This is a genomic window from Paraburkholderia sp. GAS333, from assembly GCF_050435665.1.
GTDB classification, from domain to species: domain Bacteria; phylum Pseudomonadota; class Gammaproteobacteria; order Burkholderiales; family Burkholderiaceae; genus Paraburkholderia; species Paraburkholderia fungorum_A.
Map to the genome: position 1 here is coordinate 77,294 of NZ_JBNDKS010000003.1, position 14,925 is coordinate 92,218.

Here is a 14,925-nt window from a genome sequence, read left to right on the forward strand (position 1 = left end):
AGCGCCGCGTCACCTGTGCCGCACACCGCCATGGCACCGGCGACGCGGCGCGCCAACGTTTACAGCAAACGGCCCAGCAGGAAGCCAACGCCGACCGCGATCACCAGCGCGCCGAGCGGGTTGTTGCGGGCCGTCTGCGCGATCTGCTCGACACTGTCGCCGTACTTCGCCTGCGCCTTGCCGGCGAGCTGGCGTGCCTTGCCTTCGGCTTGCAGATCGAGATCGCCGGTCAGTCCGCCGACGGCGTCCTGCACCTTGCCTGCCGCATCCTTGAGGGTTCCGTCGAGCTGGTTGGTATTCATCGTTATTCTCCTTGAACTGATTTGCATGCGGTTAGCCGGCTTACGACGGCTCGCTATTCAGACATGGCGTGCGGCCTAACGCTTCATGCGCTCGCGCACGGCATCCGCCGCTTCGCCGATCCTGCTCTGCACCCTGCCCGCCAGCTTCTCGGCTGCGCCTTCGGCCTGAGTCGTGCGATTGCCGGTGACTTTGCCCATCGCTTCCTTGACGGAGCCTTTGACCTGTTTCGCTGCACCTTCCATACGATTCTTGTCCATGACGGTTTCCCAGAACGGTTGAGTTGCAAACAGACGACGTGAGGCGCTGCACGCGTTTTTCAGCTTTGGCCGCATTCGCACAGGCAGTCGACGTGGGACTCATTGTCCCGCTGTGTCATGTCCGTTCGCGGTCAGGAATACGCATGATGGCGCCGCGCATCTGCACGGCGAATCGCCCGTGTCGTTTCGCGGATAGCTTCGCTTTTTGCGAGCCACTTTCAGACGGCTTTCCGGTTAAGCACGGTTCGTTCCTGCTTGAAACGTTGGCTAGGAGATCGGAGGAGAAAGGGCGGGGATTGAGCTAGACGCACGCGCTTAACGCACGCGAACACGCGGCGCTCTGGAGCGCACGTTTTAGGATGAGAGGGACATCAGGACCGTCCGATGAAGGTGCATCGGAGGTTTCAGATCACGTGCCGAGGGGACACGGCCAGTCGGCAAAAATCACGCAATCGTCGGACGAAATAACGTGAACAAGCGGCACATCGTCGGAAAAAAATACAAAGGTCGGCGATAGCGCGCGGCCTCGCGAATTGCTAAGGCATACGGCCGCCGTTAGCCCTCGCAGCGAGCCAACCAACCCATCACCCCTGCTCAGCCCCCAACCCGGCCAGCGGATGCGCCTCGCTTTTCCACGGCGAAGTCAGAAAGTGTCTGACGCGCTCGGGCCGCACCTGCGCGATCGTAGCGGGCGCCCAGCGGCTGTTGCGATCCTTGTCGATCAGTTGCGCCCTCACCCCTTCGCAAAAGTCGCCTTCGTCGATCACCCGTTTGACGATGCCCAACTCCATCCGGAAACATTCGGCGAGTGTCATCTGACGGCCGCGCAGCAATGCTTCGCGCGTGACGTAGAGCATGGTCGGCGAATGTCCAGTCATTGCATCGTAAGTGGCTTGCAGCCACTGCTTCGCCTCGCGCGGCGGCTCGCGCTCAAGGTCCTGCCGCAACGTCGCGACGATCCTCTCGATGCTCGAACGCCGGTCGAAGTGCCGCAGAATCGACTGCGTGAACGATCCCAGCGCCGCGTGCGGAACGATGTTGCACGGCGGCTCGAAGACTCCGCGCAACGCGTTCATCAGATCGCCGTCGTGCGATATGCGCTGCAAACGTGTTTCGAAACTGGCGAGCCATTCGGCGGGCACGCACAGATCGGCGAGTTGCAGACGCAATGCATCGGCACCGGACAACGTCGCGCCGGTCAACCCGACATACAACTCGACTTCCGCCTGCATCACGCTCAGAAAACGCGTTGCACCAACATCCGGCAGAAAGCCGATGCGCGTCTCAGGCATCGCAATCTTGCTGCGTTCCGTGACGATCCGCAGACGCGCCGCCTGACCCAGCCCCATGCCACCGCCCATCGCAATGCCATCGAGCAGCGCGACCACCGGCTTCGGAAACGTATGCAGCGCGTAATCGAGCCGGTATTCGTCGATAAAGAATGCGAGCCACCGGCTGTCGCCGCTAGTCGCCAGCCGATGCACTTCGCGCACATCGCCGCCCGCGCAAAAGCCCTTCGCGCCCGCGCCTTTCAGCACCAGCGCGACGATGCCGCTATCGGTGCGGCAATGTTCGACCAGCACCGCAAGCTCGCGCACCATCGCGTGCGACAGCGCATTGAGCGCGGCGGGACGGTTCAGCGTGATGATCGCCACACGGTTGACGACGCGAAACAGAATCTCGCGTTCCGCCTCAACGAGGGTGTCGGCGATGTCGGGCAATGCGCTTTGCAAGGCGCTCATCAAGGAGTCTCCTCGCGGGTGATTGAATATTCGTATTCGAACATCATGCGCCAGTATCCTTACGGTCTTTTTCGTCCGGGCGATACAGCTTGATCACCGCCGAAAAGTCCAGACGTCCCGCGCCTTTCGTGCTCATCGTCTGATAAAGCTGTTGTGCGAGCGCACCGAGATAAACCGGTTGACGCGCGAATTTCGCGGCGTCTGTAGCAAGGCCCAGATCTTTCAGCATCAGATCAGTGCCGAAACCGCCGGTGTATCCGCGTGTCGACGGTGCGGTTTCGATGACGCCGGGCATTGGGTTATACGTGTCCGAACTCCAGCAACGCCCCGTCGACATATTGATGATTCCGCCCAGCACTTTCACGTCGATACCGAGCGCTTCGCCGAGCGCCATCGCTTCGGACACGCCCGCCATCGTGATGCCGAGCACGAGGTTATTGCAGATTTTCGCGACCTGTCCTGTTCCCGTGTCGCCGCAATGCACGATGTTTTTTCCCATCGCCGACAACACCGGCTTGACCTGTTCATACGCGCCCGCACTGCCGCCGACCATGAACGTCAGCGTGCCCGCCGCCGCGCCCCCGGTGCCGCCCGACACGGGCGCATCGACGAAGGGGTTGCCATGTTGCGCCGCGAGTTCCGCGAACGCCTTCACGCTGGCGGGATCGATGGTGCTGGAATCGATGATCGGCACGCCCTTCGCGATGCCGGCCAGCACACCTTCGTCCGAAGACAATACGCTGCGCACGTGGGCCGCTGCCGGCAGCATCGTGATCACGTATTCGACATCGGTCACGGCCGCTTTCGGCGACGAAGCCGCTTGCGCACCCGCATCGACCAACGCCTGAACCGCTTGCGCACTGAGGTCGAACACGTTGACCGTGTGCCCCGCCTTGAGCAGGTTGTGCGCCATCGGCGCACCCATGTTGCCGAGTCCGATAAAGCCTATTTTCATGATGTCGTCTCCGTTTTTCGACTAGCTCGCGGATGGCTTCAGCGCAGACTGATTGTCGTGTTGACGCCGTCGTTGACGGTGTCGTCGTCGAACCAGCGGGCGGTGACGGTCTTGGTCTGCGTGTAGAACTGGACGACCTGCTTGCCATACGGGCCGAGGTCGCCGAGCTTCGATCCGCGCGATCCGGTAAAGCTGAAAAACGGCACCGGCACGGGAATCGGAATGTTGATGCCCACCTGGCCGATATCGATTTCGCTCTGGAATTTACGGGCCGCCGCGCCGCTTTGCGTGAACAGGCCAACACCGTTGCCGAACGGATTGCGATTGACGAGCGCGATGGCCTCGTCGAGTGTGGCGACGTTCAGCACCACCAGCACCGGTCCAAAAATTTCCGTGCGATAGATCTGCATCTCGGTCGTGACGTCGGTGAACACGGTCGGCCCGATGAAGTTGCCTTGCTCATAACCCGGCACTTTCACGTCACGGCCATCGAGCGCGAGCGTCGCGCCTTCTTTCACGCCCGTTTCGATCAGACCCAGAATGCGCTGCTTCGCCGCACGCGACACGACCGGACCGATGTCGGTATTCGGCTCGCTACCCGCGTTGATCTTCAGCGTCTTTGCTTTGGCAACGAGATCGGGCAGCCACTTTTGCGACGCGCCCACCAGCACGACCACCGAGGTCGCCATGCACCGTTGACCGGCCGCGCCGAAGCCCGCCCCCGCAAGCGCATTCAAGGTCTGCTCGCGATTCGCGTCGGGCAATACGACGGCGTGATTCTTCGCGCCCATCATCGATTGCACGCGCTTGCCGTGTTCGCTGCCAAGGCGGTACACATGCGTGCCGACCGCCGTCGAGCCGACAAACGAAATCGCCTTCACCAGTTCGTGCGAGCACAACGCGTCGACCACTTCCTTGCCGCCGTGCACGACGTTCAACACGCCTTTCGGCACACCGGCTTCGAGCGCAAGTTCGACCAGTTGCATCGTCGACATCGGGTCCTGCTCCGACGGTTTCAACACGAACGTGTTGCCGCAGACAATCGCCATCGGGAACATCCACAGCGGGATCATCGCGGGAAAATTGAACGGCGTGATGCCCGCGCAGACGCCAAGCGGCTGACGCAGCGTGTAGGTATCGACGCCGCCCGCGACGTTCTCCGCGAATTCGCCCTGCTGCAAGGTGCCGATCGAACAGGCGTGCTCGACCACTTCGAGTCCGCGGAAAATGTCGCCCTCGGCATCGGGAATCGTCTTGCCCTGCTCCGCGCTCAAGGTTTTTGCAATGCGCGGCATATGTTCGCGGATCAACGCCTGGTACTTCAGCATGATGCGCATGCGCGCGCCGACCGGTGTGTCCTTCCACGTTTTGAAGGCTGCGTGCGCGCTGCGGATCGCCGCATCGACTTCATCGACGGTCGCGAACGGCACGCGCGCCAGCACCTGCTGCGTCGCGGGGTTCACGATATCGCGCCATTCGGCGGTCTTCGATTCGACGAACTCGCCGTTGATCAGCAGCTTGACGGTGGCAGCGTTGTTAACACCGGCGGCAACATCGTGCCCGGCCTGGTTCGAAGCAATGGTGCTCATGCTGAAACTCCTGTGCAGTGGCCGCGCGGCGGCCGGACAGTCATGAAGAAAAGATCAACGCAGATCGGGGAAGTCTTCTTCCCAGTATTCATCGGGCAGGCGCGCGGGCTCCGCCGCGCGCTCCATTTCGCGACGTCGCAATTCAACACGGCGAATTTTCCCGGAGATGGTTTTCGGCAGATCGCTGAATTGCAGACGGCGAATCCGCTTGTACGGTGCGAGCTTTTCGCGTGAGAACGCGAACACGGCGCGCGCAAGTTCGGGGCCGGCTTCGTAGCCTTGCCGCACGGTGACGAATGCCTTAGGCACCGACAGACGCATCGCGTCGGCGCTCGGCACCACCGCTGCCTCGCCGATCGCCTCGTGTTCGATCAGCACGCTTTCGAGTTCGAACGGACTGAGCCGGTAATCGGACGATTTGAAAACGTCGTCCGCTCGGCCGACGTACACGTAATAGCCGTCGTCGCGGCGCAGCGCGACATCCGACGTGCGGTAGAAACCGTTGCGCATGGCCTGCGCGGTGGCATTGGCGTTGTTCGCGTAGCCGGTCATCAAACCGAGCGGGCGTGCTGCAAGCGGCAACGCGATTTCGCCTTCGGTGACGGGTTGATCGTCAGCGTCGAGCAGTTCGATCGTGTAGCCGGGCAACGGGCGTCCCATCGACCCCGCCACCACCGGCTGCCCCGGCGAATTGCCGATCTGGCAGGTGGTCTCGGTCTGGCCGAAGCCATCGCGAATCGTGATGCCCCACGCGTGCTTCACCCGCTCGATAATCTCGGGATTCAACGGCTCGCCCGCGCCGACAATCTCGCGCAGGCTGACCGGATAGTCAGCGAGCGGCTCCTGCACCAGCATGCGCCACACGGTGGGCGGCGCACACAGTGTGCTCACGTTGAAACGGACCAGCACGTTCAGCGTGTCTTTCGGCACGAAGCGCGCGAAGTTGTACACGAACACGCAGGCCTGCGCGTTCCACGGCGCGAAGAAGCAGCTCCACGCGTGTTTGGCCCACCCGGGCGAACTGATGTTCCAGTGAATGTCGTTTGGCTTGAGGCCGATCCAGTACATCGTCGACAGGTGGCCGACCGGATAGCTCTGATGCGTATGCTCGACCAGCTTGGGTTTGGACGTGGTGCCCGACGTGAAGTACAGCAGCATCGGATCGGTGGCGCGCGTGATGCCGTCCGGCGTGAATTGCGGCGACGCCTGGTACGCCGCGGCCAGATCGATCCAGCCGTCGCGCGGCGCGCCCACCGAAAAGCGCGTGAGGGGAACATCGAGCGAATCGAATTTGGTAAGTTCCGCACTGTCGATCACCGCGAACTTCGCGCCGCCTATCTGCACGCGATCGCGCACGTCGTCGGCGGAAAGCTGGGTGGTGGCGGGCAACACGATCGCGCCGAGTTTCATCGCGGCGAGCATCACGTCCCATAGTTCGACGCGGTTCGGCAGCATCAGCAGCAAGCGGTCGCCGCGACCGACGCCCGCTTCGCGCAGGAAATTCGCCATGCGCGCGGAGCGCTCCGACATCTGCGCATAGGAAAGACGCAAGCCGTCGCCGGCGGGATCGTCGACGATCCACAGCGCGGGATTGTCGTTATCGCGCGCGATCACGTCGAAATAATCGAGCGCCCAGTTGAACTCGCCCAGGGCCGGCCACGTGAATTCGCGGTACGCGCGCTCGTAGTCGGTTCGATGGCGCAACAGCAGATCGCGCGCGTCGAAAAAGGCCTTCGCTGCAGTCATCGTCGTCTCCTGATGGCGCGGTATAAGCTCCGCTTTTATGTGCCGTTTTGGGTGCTGCTTTGTGTTGCGTGGTGTGCTGCTGGTTTGCTGCTGGTTTGCTGCTTACGTGCAGAGTTTTAGTGCTGCATTTGCGTGCTGCGCTTCAGGTTCGTGCCTGTTTCGTTTCCCTGTCTAGCTTCCCTGCTTTGCCTGCCGAACCGCACACTTCGCGCGCCCGCAACCCGAAGCTTCCAGCAATCTATTTTGCGCCGAAATCACCGTCCAACCCGCGTTTAAACAGCATTTGAACCGCGCTTAGACATTCCGCGCGATCACCATCCGCTGCACTTCGCTGGTTCCTTCGTAGATCTGCGTGATGCGGGCATCGCGGTAATGACGCTCCACCGCGTAGTCCTCGAGATAGCCATAGCCGCCGTGAATCTGGATCGCTTTCGAACAGACTTCCTCGGCCATCTCGGATGCAAACAGTTTCGCCTGCGACGCTTCCGACAGGCACGGCAAGCCCTCCGTGCGCAGCCGCGCCGCGTGATGCACGAGCAGGCGCGCGGCATTCAAACGCGTGGTCATGTCGGCGAGCATGTTGGCGATGCTCTGATGATCCTTCAGCGCGCGGCCGAACTGGACCCGCTCGCTCGCATAGCGGCGCGCGGCGTCGAACGCGGCGCGCGCGATACCGACCGCCTGCGCGGCAATGCCAATCCGCCCGCCTTCGAGATTCGACAGCGCGATGCGCAACCCCTCGCCCGGCTCGCCAAGCAGATTCGCTTGCGGCACGGCGCAGTCTTCGAGGGAAATCGGGCAGGTGTCGGACGCGCGGATGCCAAGCTTGTGCTCCGGCTTGCCGACGTTGAAGCCCGGCGTACCGGTCGGCACGATGAACGCCGACAAGCCGCGCTTGCCCAGATCCGGGTCGGTGACGGCAAATACGATCGCGATGTCGGCGCGGCTGCCGTTGGTCACGAACTGCTTGCTGCCGTTGAGAATCCACATGCCGTCCCGCAGCACGGCGCGGGTGCGCAGATTGTTGGCTTCGGAACCGGCCTGCGGTTCGGTCAGGCAGAACGCGCCGATCAGGCGGCCGGTGGCGAGATCCTGCAGATAGCGTTCCTTCTGCTCGTCTCTGCCGAACGCGAGAATCGGGCCGCAGCCAACCGAGTTGTGCACGCTCACGAGCGTCGCGCAGGACGCGCAGCCTGCGGCGATCTCCTCGATGGCGAGCGCGTAGGCCACGTAGTCGGTGTAGGAGCCGCCCCATTCGGCCGGCACGATCATGCCGAGAAAACCGAGTTCGCCCATCTGCGTGACGACGCTTGCGGGCAGTTGCGCGTCGCGGTCCCATTGCGCCGCGTTCGGCGCGAGCTGTTCGGTGGCGAAGTCGCGAGCGGCGTCGCGGATCATCCGCTGGTCGTCGGTATAGAAGCTGTCCATGGGCTCGGTCCTGTCCGGTGCATATGTTGCGGTGCGAGGCTTGAGTCGCGGGTCGCGCGCTCTTTCGTGACGATTCGCGATGCATCGGGTCGACGCATCCGCGCTCGTTCGACAACCAGTGTAAGGAAGCGGTCTGCTGCCTTCGATGCTCAGCCCGATCAATCTCGCTGAGCGCTTTTGCCATACTGCTAACATTCAAGCAGGCTGACAGGCGCGATTTCAAGGGTTAGGTGAATCGCAATAGGGAAAACACTGAGCGCTTTTGCAAGACAGGCTAGCCATCGATGAAAAACGACAAGGGCACTATTTCGGTCAGCCTGGTCGCGGAGACCCTCGCGCTTGCCCGCGCGCGCGGTTTCGACGCGCGTCCGCTGGCCGAGGCGGCCGGCATTGCCGCGCCGATGCTCGCGTCGCCGAAGAGCCGGGTTACGTCGGCGCAATACGGCGCGTTGTGGGTCGGCATTGCGCGCGCACTGGACGACGAGTTCTTCGGCCAGGACTCGCATCGCATGAAAAGCGGCAGTTTTGTCGCGATGACACAGACGGCGCTGGGCGCGCGTAACGGCGCAAAAGCGCTGTCGCGGGCGGTCGGCTTCATGCGGCTGGTTCTCGACGATCTGAGCGTGCAGATCGATTTGCAGGGCGCAGCGAATCCGCAGCGCGTGCGGCTGCGTTTCGTCGAGCGCGAAGGCGCGCCGGCTCCGGCCATGTTTGCGTATGCGACTTACTTCATCCTTGTCTACGGGTTGGTGTGCTGGTTGGTCGGGCGGCGCATTCCGCTGCTCGAAGCACGCTTTCGCTGCGCCGCGCCGCCCGCCGCGCACGAATACCGGCTGATGTTCTGCGATCACATGACATTCGATCAGCCCGAGTCGTACGTCGATCTGGCGCCTGATTTCCTCGACCTGCCCGTCATCCAGACGACGCGTTCGGCGCGAGCCTTTCTGCGCGACGCGCCCGGCAGTTTCATCGTCAAGTATCGGAACGTGGATTCGCTGGCGGCGCGCGTGCGCAAGCTGCTGCGTTCGACGCCGATGGCCGCGTGGCCCGCCGCCGATCAGATGGCCGCGCGCCTGCATGTGGCGGAGGCCACGCTGCGGCGGCATCTGAAGCAGGAAGGCTATACGTATCAGTCGATCAAGGACGATTTTCGGCGCGACATTGCGATCGGCGAACTGCAACGCAGCGAGCGGACGATTGCCGACATCGCGAGCGCAGTCGGATTTGCGGAGCCGAGTGCGTTTCATCGCGCGTTTCGCAAATGGACGGGGATGCGGCCGGGCGATTACCGGCCCGCGCGCGAGCCGTCCCACACGCTAATGGATCAGCCGGTGAGCCAAAGCACCCGGGCCTCACGCGCCGCGCCGAATCGGACTAAGCTGTAAGGAGCAGGCCAGCAGCCTTCTTCTGAGGTATCGGCCCGCGCCGTTCGATCACCGTCGATGCAGCGCGGCAGCCGTCAGCGATGAGCACGACTCCGCGTCTCCCGTTCCGGCAGTCTGGTTCGCGTCATCCGCTTATCCGTGGCGGTCTCGCGGGCCGGTTGATGCGCGGTATGACCGCGCTTGGCGTCCTGTTGGCGTTCGTGTTCGCATCGTGCGAATCCTCCGCCCCGCTGCGGGCGGCGATTGCACCGGATAGCGTGGTGGTCGTTCCGGTGAATGGCGCAATCGGCCCGGGCAGCGCCGATTTCATCGTTCGCAGCCTGCAGCGCGCCGCCGACCAGCATGCGCAACTGGCAATTCTGCAACTCGATACGCCCGGCGGGCTGGACACATCGATGCGGCAGATCATCAAGGCGATACTCGGTTCGCCGGTTCCGGTCGCCACCTTCATTGCGCCGAGCGGAGCGCGCGCGGCGAGCGCCGGGACTTACATCGTCTACGCGAGCCATATCGCGGCGATGGCGCCGGGCACGAATCTCGGCGCGGCCACGCCGATCCAGATGGGAATGGGCGGAGCCGAGCCTCCCGGCGGTGGAATGCCGGGGTTGCCGTCGGCGGGAAAACCGGGGTTGACGGGTGACGATGGTGCGTCCGGCGCAGCCGGGATCGCCTCCTCTTCCGCTACGGCTGCGGCCGCGTCAAATCCGTCGCCGTCTTCGGCCGCGCTTCCGCTCGACACCCAATCGACCGAACTACGCAAGCAGGTTCACGACGCCGCCGCCTACGTTCGCGGGCTCGCGCAGATGCGCGGGCGCAACGCCGACTGGGGCGAACGCGCGGTCCGCGAAGCCGTGAGTCTGTCGGCGCAGGACGCGCTCGCGCAGCACGTCGTCGATCTGATCGCGCGCGACGTGCCCGATCTGCTGCGTCAGGTGGACGGCCGCACGGTCGCCGTCGCGGGCGGAAACGTCACGCTGCACACCGCGCACGCGCCGCTCGTGATCGTCGAGGCCGACTGGCGCAGCCGCTTCCTCGCGGTCATCACCGATCCCAACGTTGCACTCGTCCTGCTGATGATCGGCATGTACGGCCTGTTCTTCGAGTTCGCCAATCCGGGCTTCGTGCTGCCCGGCGTGGTCGGTGCGATCAGCCTGCTGCTCGGGCTCTTTGCGATGCAGATGCTGCCGGTCAATTACGTCGGGCTCGGTCTGATCTTTCTCGGCATCGCGTTTCTGATCGGCGAGGCGTTTTTGCCGACTTTCGGCTCGCTCGGCTTCGGCGGCGTGGTCGCGTTCGTGATCGGCGCGATGATGCTGATGGATACCGACGTGCCCGGCTATGGCATCCCCCTGCCGATGATCGCCGCGGTCGTCGTCTTCAGCGTGGTGTTCGTGCTGGGCGTGTCGAGACTCGCGTTGCGCGCGCGGCGGCGGCCTGTGGTGACAGGTTCGGAGGCGCTGATTGGCAGCGTCGGCGTGGTACTCGACGACGGCTTGCAAACGGAACAACCCGGTCACGCAGTGGCTGGCTGGGCTCGCGTGCACGGGGAGCGCTGGCGGGTGTCCAGCACAACGCCGCTCGCAGCGGATCAACCGGTGCGCGTGACCGCGCGGCACGGACTCACGTTGAGCGTGGTGCCGGTCGCGACGGTGGCGACGGCGGCGGTGCCGATGACGACGGCCGTGGCTGCATCGGGCGCATCGACTGCATCGCGCGCGCCGGGCGCGGGTGTTCCCGGTGTTCCGGCCGCTCCAGGCACCGCGCCCGGACAGACACAACAAGGAGAACCCTCATGATCGGTTTCACTTTCGGCTTCACCAGCATCCTGATTCTGCTGGCAGCCGCTCTGATTGCGTCGTCGATCAAGATTTTTCGCGAGTACGAACGCGGCGTCGTGTTCATGCTCGGGCGCTTCTGGAAGGTCAAGGGGCCGGGCCTCGTGCTGATCGTTCCGATCGTCCAGCAATCGGTGCGGATGGATCTGCGCACGGTCGTGTTCGATGTGCCGCCGCAGGACGTGATCACGCGCGACAACGTGTCGGTGAAGGTCAACGCAGTGGTGTATTTCCGCGTGGTCGATCCGGAGAAAGCGGTGATTCAGGTCGCGCGTTATTTCGAAGCGACGAGTCAGCTTTCGCAGACCACGCTGCGCGCCGTGCTCGGCAAGCACGAACTCGACGAATTGCTGGCGGAGCGCGAGCAACTCAACGCGGATATCCAGAAGGTGCTCGACGCGCAGACGGACGCGTGGGGGATCAAGGTATCGATCGTCGAAATCAAGCATGTCGATATCAACGAAACGATGATCCGTGCGATTGCCCGTCAGGCCGAGGCCGAACGCGAGCGGCGCGCGAAGGTGATTCACGCGGAAGGCGAACTGCAGGCGTCGCAGCATCTGCTGGAGGCGGCGCAGACGCTCGCGCGGCAGCCGCAGGCGATGCAGTTGCGCTATCTGCAAACCCTCACGACGATCGCCGCCGACAAGAACTCGACAATCGTTTTCCCGCTGCCGATCGATCTGCTGAGCGCGGTGCTGGACCGTTTCAGCAAGCCGTCGGGGCCGTGAATCGCAGGCGTCGCCGGGACGTTTGGATCAGCGGATGAAATGGTGCATTGCCTTACCTCGCCTTACTCGCGATATCGCCCAAAACTACAATAAAAGGGTCGCTTTAACCGCTCCAAAGGAGCCTGTCATGAAGATCGTTTCTCGAGTTGGACTCGGCGCGCTGCTCGTCGCCGTGAGCATCGGCAGCGCGTTTGCGCAGACCACAGCGCAGTCGTCCGATCCATCGGCGCCGAAAACGCGCGCGCAGGTGCGGGCGGATCTGATCGAGTGGCGCGCGGCTGGTTACGATCCGCTGGACTGGATCGACTATCCGCAAAATGCGCAGCGCGCGGGCCGGATTGTTGCGGCGAGGCGCGCGCAGCAGGGCGGCGCGATGATGACGCAGTAGTGAGCTGGGTGGCGGCTGGCCGCCTGCTGAACGGTTGGTGGTGGATGCACACATGCTGAACGGTTACTGCGCGCATGGGTGCCGCTCGTTGATCGTGTGACTGTTTGTTTGTTGCCGCGTGTTGCCGTGAGCGTGCCGATTGTTGCGCGCGCTGGCGCGTGTTGCCGTGCGCCTGCCACTTGTTGCCCACACGCCTACCGCTTGTTGTCCGTGCGCATGCCGCTTGTTACCGTGCGCCCGCAGCTTGTTGCCGTGCGCACGCCGCTTGTTGCCGTGCGCACGCCGCTTGTTGCCGTGCGTCCGCCGCTGGTCGCCCGTCTGCCTCCCGCCCCAATTGCCCGCATACCGACCGCCCAAGACTGCACGAGTCGCAGACGCAATCGGTCCCGCATACCTATCGGGCCCGCATGCGCATCCCCACTCCTCCACGCAATCCCCTTGCAACAACCGCCGCCGCGCGGGCAAGGTATCATCTCGCCCCTCCCTTCTTTCCATCCCGCAGCCGGACTCCACACCATGCCAATCTGGGTTGATGCCGACGCCTGTCCGGTCGTGATCAAGGACATGCTGTATCGCGCCGCGCGCAGGACCGGCATGCCGTTGACGCTGGTCGCCAATTCGTTTTTGCGCGTGCCGCCGTCGCCGCTGATCCGCGCGATCCAGGTGCCCGCCGGTTTCGACGCCGCCGACAACCTGATCGCCGAGCGCGTGCTGCCGGGTGATCTCGTGATTACCGCCGACATCCCACTCGCCGCTGCGATCCTCGCGAAGAATGCACAGGCGCTCGATCCGCGCGGCAACTGGTACACGCCGGGCACTATCGAGGAACGGCTGCGCATGCGTGCCATGCTCGACCAGTTGCGCGGCAGCGGCGTCGACACGGGCCGCCCGGCCGCTTTCAGCGCCCGCGACAGCAAATCTTTCGCGGGCGAACTGGACCGCTGGCTCGCACGACAGCCGCCGCCCGTTGATGCGCCGACGCCACACTCGCCCGACCAGACGCCGGATTCTTAAGCTTTTACGCGCCGGTCCGGCGATGTAATGCGGGCCTGGGGCGTCAATCGTGATTACAATCCCGCCGTAACCCTGCGGCTGCGGCCGTTGCAGTTATCGGCGGTCATCCGCAGTGATGCCGCAGTGATAGCTTTACCCGGCACCGAACGCGAACGGCCGCCCAACGCCGCGCCGCCACCGGTTCGCCACGATTTTGCCCGCCTCAACCACAACAAACGCTTTCTGAACAACGAGAGACCCGTCCCATGGACTCGATAAAACGCTACTTCGGCTTCGACGCCGCCGGCACCAACCTGCGCACGGAAGTGCTCGCGGGCGTGACCACTTTCCTGACGATGGCTTACATCATCTTCGTCAATCCCGCGATTCTCGGCGATGCCGGCATGCCGAAAGACTCGGTGTTCGTCGCGACCTGCCTGGTGGCCGCGCTGGCGTCGCTGATCATGGGTTTCTATGCGAACTACCCGATCGCGCTCGCGCCCGGCATGGGCCTGAACGCGTATTTCGCGTACACGGTCGTCAAAGGCATGGGCTTCACGTGGCAGGCCGCGCTCGGCGCGGTGTTCATTTCGGGCTGTCTGTTCCTGATCGTCACGCTGTTCCGTGTGCGCGAGGTAATCGTCAAAGGCATTCCGCATTCGATACGGATCGCGATTACCGGCGGTATCGGCCTGTTCCTCGCGATCATTTCGCTGAAGACCGCGGGCGTCGTGGTCGGCAACCCGGCCACGCTCGTCACGCTCGGCAACCTGCACGACCCGCACGTGATCCTCGCGATCATCGGCTTCTTCACGATCGTCACGCTCGACTATCTGCGGGTTCGCGGCGCGATCCTGATCGGCATTGTCGGCGTGACCGTGCTGAGCTTTTTCTTCGGCGGCAACCAGTTCCACGGCATTGTTTCCGCACCGCCGTCGATTTCGCCGACGCTGTTCCAGCTCGACATTCGCGGCGCGCTGTCCACCGGCGTGCTGAACGTGATCCTGATTTTCTTCCTCGTCGAACTGTTCGACGCCACCGGCACGCTGATGGGCGTCGCCAATCGCGCGGGCTTGCTGGTCGAAGGCAAGATGCATCGACTGAACCGCGCGCTGCTCGCCGACAGCACCGCGATCCTCGCCGGTTCGATGCTGGGCACGTCGTCGACCACGGCGTACATCGAAAGCGCGTCGGGTGTGCAGGCGGGCGGACGCACCGGCGTCACGGCGATCACCGTGGCCGTGCTGTTCCTGGCAGCACTGTTCTTCGCGCCGCTGGCCGGCGTGGTGCCGGGCTATGCGACCGCACCCGCGCTGCTGTATGTGTCGTGCCTGATGCTGCGCGAAATGCTCGACCTGCCGTGGGACGACGCCACCGAAGTCGTGCCGGCCGCGCTGACCGCGCTGCTGATGCCGTTCACCTATTCGATCGCCAATGGCGTCGCGTTCGGCTTCATCTCGTACGCGGGTTTGAAGCTGCTGACTGGCCAGGCACGCAAGGTGAAACTCGTCGTGTGGATCATCGCGGCGATCTTCCTGTTCCGTTATTTCTATCTCGGCAGTGAATAAGCGAT

At 63.7% G+C, this 14,925-nt stretch carries 13 protein-coding genes; 6 read left to right on the forward strand and 7 right to left on the reverse strand.

Annotation, left to right across the window (positions count from 1 at the left end):
* Nucleotides 1-59: 59 nt before the first annotated feature.
* The 7 genes from ABH945_RS16155 to ABH945_RS16185 form a co-directional block, all read right to left on the reverse strand.
* Nucleotides 60-302, reverse strand: coding sequence for a CsbD family protein (locus tag ABH945_RS16155; RefSeq protein ID WP_074769269.1), 243 nt, complete (start codon nt 300-302; stop codon nt 60-62).
* Between the two features lie 75 nt (nt 303-377).
* On the reverse strand, nt 378-560 hold the full coding sequence (locus tag ABH945_RS16160) for a CsbD family protein (RefSeq protein WP_429251160.1): 183 nt from the start codon (nt 558-560) through the stop codon (nt 378-380).
* 584 nt (nt 561-1,144) lie between these two features.
* Complete coding sequence (locus ABH945_RS16165) at nt 1,145-2,302, reverse strand: enoyl-CoA hydratase/isomerase family protein (RefSeq protein ID WP_429251161.1); 1,158 nt, start codon at nt 2,300-2,302, stop codon at nt 1,145-1,147.
* Nucleotides 2,303-2,345: 43 nt separating this feature from the next.
* A complete protein-coding gene (gene mmsB, locus ABH945_RS16170) occupies nt 2,346-3,257 on the reverse strand; it encodes a 3-hydroxyisobutyrate dehydrogenase (RefSeq protein ID WP_429251162.1) in 912 nt (303 codons plus the stop codon).
* A 38-nt stretch (nt 3,258-3,295) separates the two neighbouring features.
* The gene (locus tag ABH945_RS16175) at nt 3,296-4,846 is read right to left on the reverse strand and encodes a CoA-acylating methylmalonate-semialdehyde dehydrogenase (protein ID WP_429251163.1); all 1,551 of its coding nucleotides are present in this window, start codon (nt 4,844-4,846) and stop codon (nt 3,296-3,298) included.
* Nucleotides 4,847-4,900: 54 nt separating this feature from the next.
* Nucleotides 4,901-6,592, reverse strand: coding sequence for an AMP-binding protein (locus ABH945_RS16180; RefSeq protein WP_429251164.1), 1,692 nt, complete (start codon nt 6,590-6,592; stop codon nt 4,901-4,903).
* 294 nt (nt 6,593-6,886) lie between these two features.
* On the reverse strand, nt 6,887-8,020 hold the full coding sequence (locus ABH945_RS16185) for an acyl-CoA dehydrogenase family protein (RefSeq protein WP_074769281.1): 1,134 nt from the start codon (nt 8,018-8,020) through the stop codon (nt 6,887-6,889).
* A 284-nt stretch (nt 8,021-8,304) separates the two neighbouring features.
* Between ABH945_RS16185 and ABH945_RS16190 the strand changes: the two genes are divergently transcribed.
* The 6 genes from ABH945_RS16190 to ABH945_RS16215 all read left to right on the forward strand — a co-directional run bounded on the left by ABH945_RS16190 (nt 8,305) and on the right by ABH945_RS16215 (nt 14,920).
* A complete protein-coding gene (locus ABH945_RS16190) occupies nt 8,305-9,405 on the forward strand; it encodes an AraC family transcriptional regulator (RefSeq protein WP_429251165.1) in 1,101 nt (366 codons plus the stop codon).
* Nucleotides 9,406-9,485: 80 nt separating this feature from the next.
* The gene (locus ABH945_RS16195) at nt 9,486-11,201 is read left to right on the forward strand and encodes an NfeD family protein (RefSeq protein ID WP_429251166.1); all 1,716 of its coding nucleotides are present in this window, start codon (nt 9,486-9,488) and stop codon (nt 11,199-11,201) included.
* On the forward strand, nt 11,198-11,971 hold the full coding sequence (locus ABH945_RS16200; protein ID WP_429251167.1) for a slipin family protein: 774 nt from the start codon (nt 11,198-11,200) through the stop codon (nt 11,969-11,971). The genes ABH945_RS16195 and ABH945_RS16200 overlap by 4 nt, the downstream gene beginning before the upstream one ends.
* A 127-nt stretch (nt 11,972-12,098) precedes the next feature.
* Complete coding sequence (locus tag ABH945_RS16205; RefSeq protein WP_429251168.1) at nt 12,099-12,359, forward strand: DUF4148 domain-containing protein; 261 nt, start codon at nt 12,099-12,101, stop codon at nt 12,357-12,359.
* A gap of 516 nt (nt 12,360-12,875) precedes the next feature.
* On the forward strand, nt 12,876-13,373 hold the full coding sequence (locus ABH945_RS16210) for a YaiI/YqxD family protein (RefSeq protein WP_429251169.1): 498 nt from the start codon (nt 12,876-12,878) through the stop codon (nt 13,371-13,373).
* 245 nt (nt 13,374-13,618) lie between these two features.
* Nucleotides 13,619-14,920 (forward strand): NCS2 family permease, encoded by a 1,302-nt coding sequence (locus ABH945_RS16215; protein WP_074769289.1) that lies wholly within the window; start codon nt 13,619-13,621, stop codon nt 14,918-14,920.
* The last annotated feature ends 5 nt before the right edge of the window (nt 14,921-14,925 follow it).

Bases quoted from the DNA above. Each gene is read 5' to 3' on its own strand.
- ABH945_RS16190 (WP_429251165.1), top strand. From the start codon at position 8,305: ATGAAAAACGACAAGGGCACTATTTCGGTCAGCCTGGTCGCGGAGACC.
- ABH945_RS16200 (WP_429251167.1), top strand. From the start codon at position 11,198: ATGATCGGTTTCACTTTCGGCTTCACCAGCATCCTGATTCTGCTGGCA.
- ABH945_RS16185 (WP_074769281.1), bottom strand. From the start codon at position 8,020: ATGGACAGCTTCTATACCGACGACCAGCGGATGATCCGCGACGCCGCT.
- mmsB (WP_429251162.1), bottom strand. From the start codon at position 3,257: ATGAAAATAGGCTTTATCGGACTCGGCAACATGGGTGCGCCGATGGCG.
- ABH945_RS16160 (WP_429251160.1), bottom strand. From the start codon at position 560: ATGGACAAGAATCGTATGGAAGGTGCAGCGAAACAGGTCAAAGGCTCC.
- ABH945_RS16215 (WP_074769289.1), top strand. From the start codon at position 13,619: ATGGACTCGATAAAACGCTACTTCGGCTTCGACGCCGCCGGCACCAAC.
- ABH945_RS16165 (WP_429251161.1), bottom strand. From the start codon at position 2,302: ATGAGCGCCTTGCAAAGCGCATTGCCCGACATCGCCGACACCCTCGTT.
- ABH945_RS16205 (WP_429251168.1), top strand. From the start codon at position 12,099: ATGAAGATCGTTTCTCGAGTTGGACTCGGCGCGCTGCTCGTCGCCGTG.
- ABH945_RS16195 (WP_429251166.1), top strand. From the start codon at position 9,486: ATGAGCACGACTCCGCGTCTCCCGTTCCGGCAGTCTGGTTCGCGTCAT.
- ABH945_RS16175 (WP_429251163.1), bottom strand. From the start codon at position 4,846: ATGAGCACCATTGCTTCGAACCAGGCCGGGCACGATGTTGCCGCCGGT.
- ABH945_RS16180 (WP_429251164.1), bottom strand. From the start codon at position 6,592: ATGACTGCAGCGAAGGCCTTTTTCGACGCGCGCGATCTGCTGTTGCGC.
- ABH945_RS16155 (WP_074769269.1), bottom strand. From the start codon at position 302: ATGAATACCAACCAGCTCGACGGAACCCTCAAGGATGCGGCAGGCAAG.
- ABH945_RS16210 (WP_429251169.1), top strand. From the start codon at position 12,876: ATGCCAATCTGGGTTGATGCCGACGCCTGTCCGGTCGTGATCAAGGAC.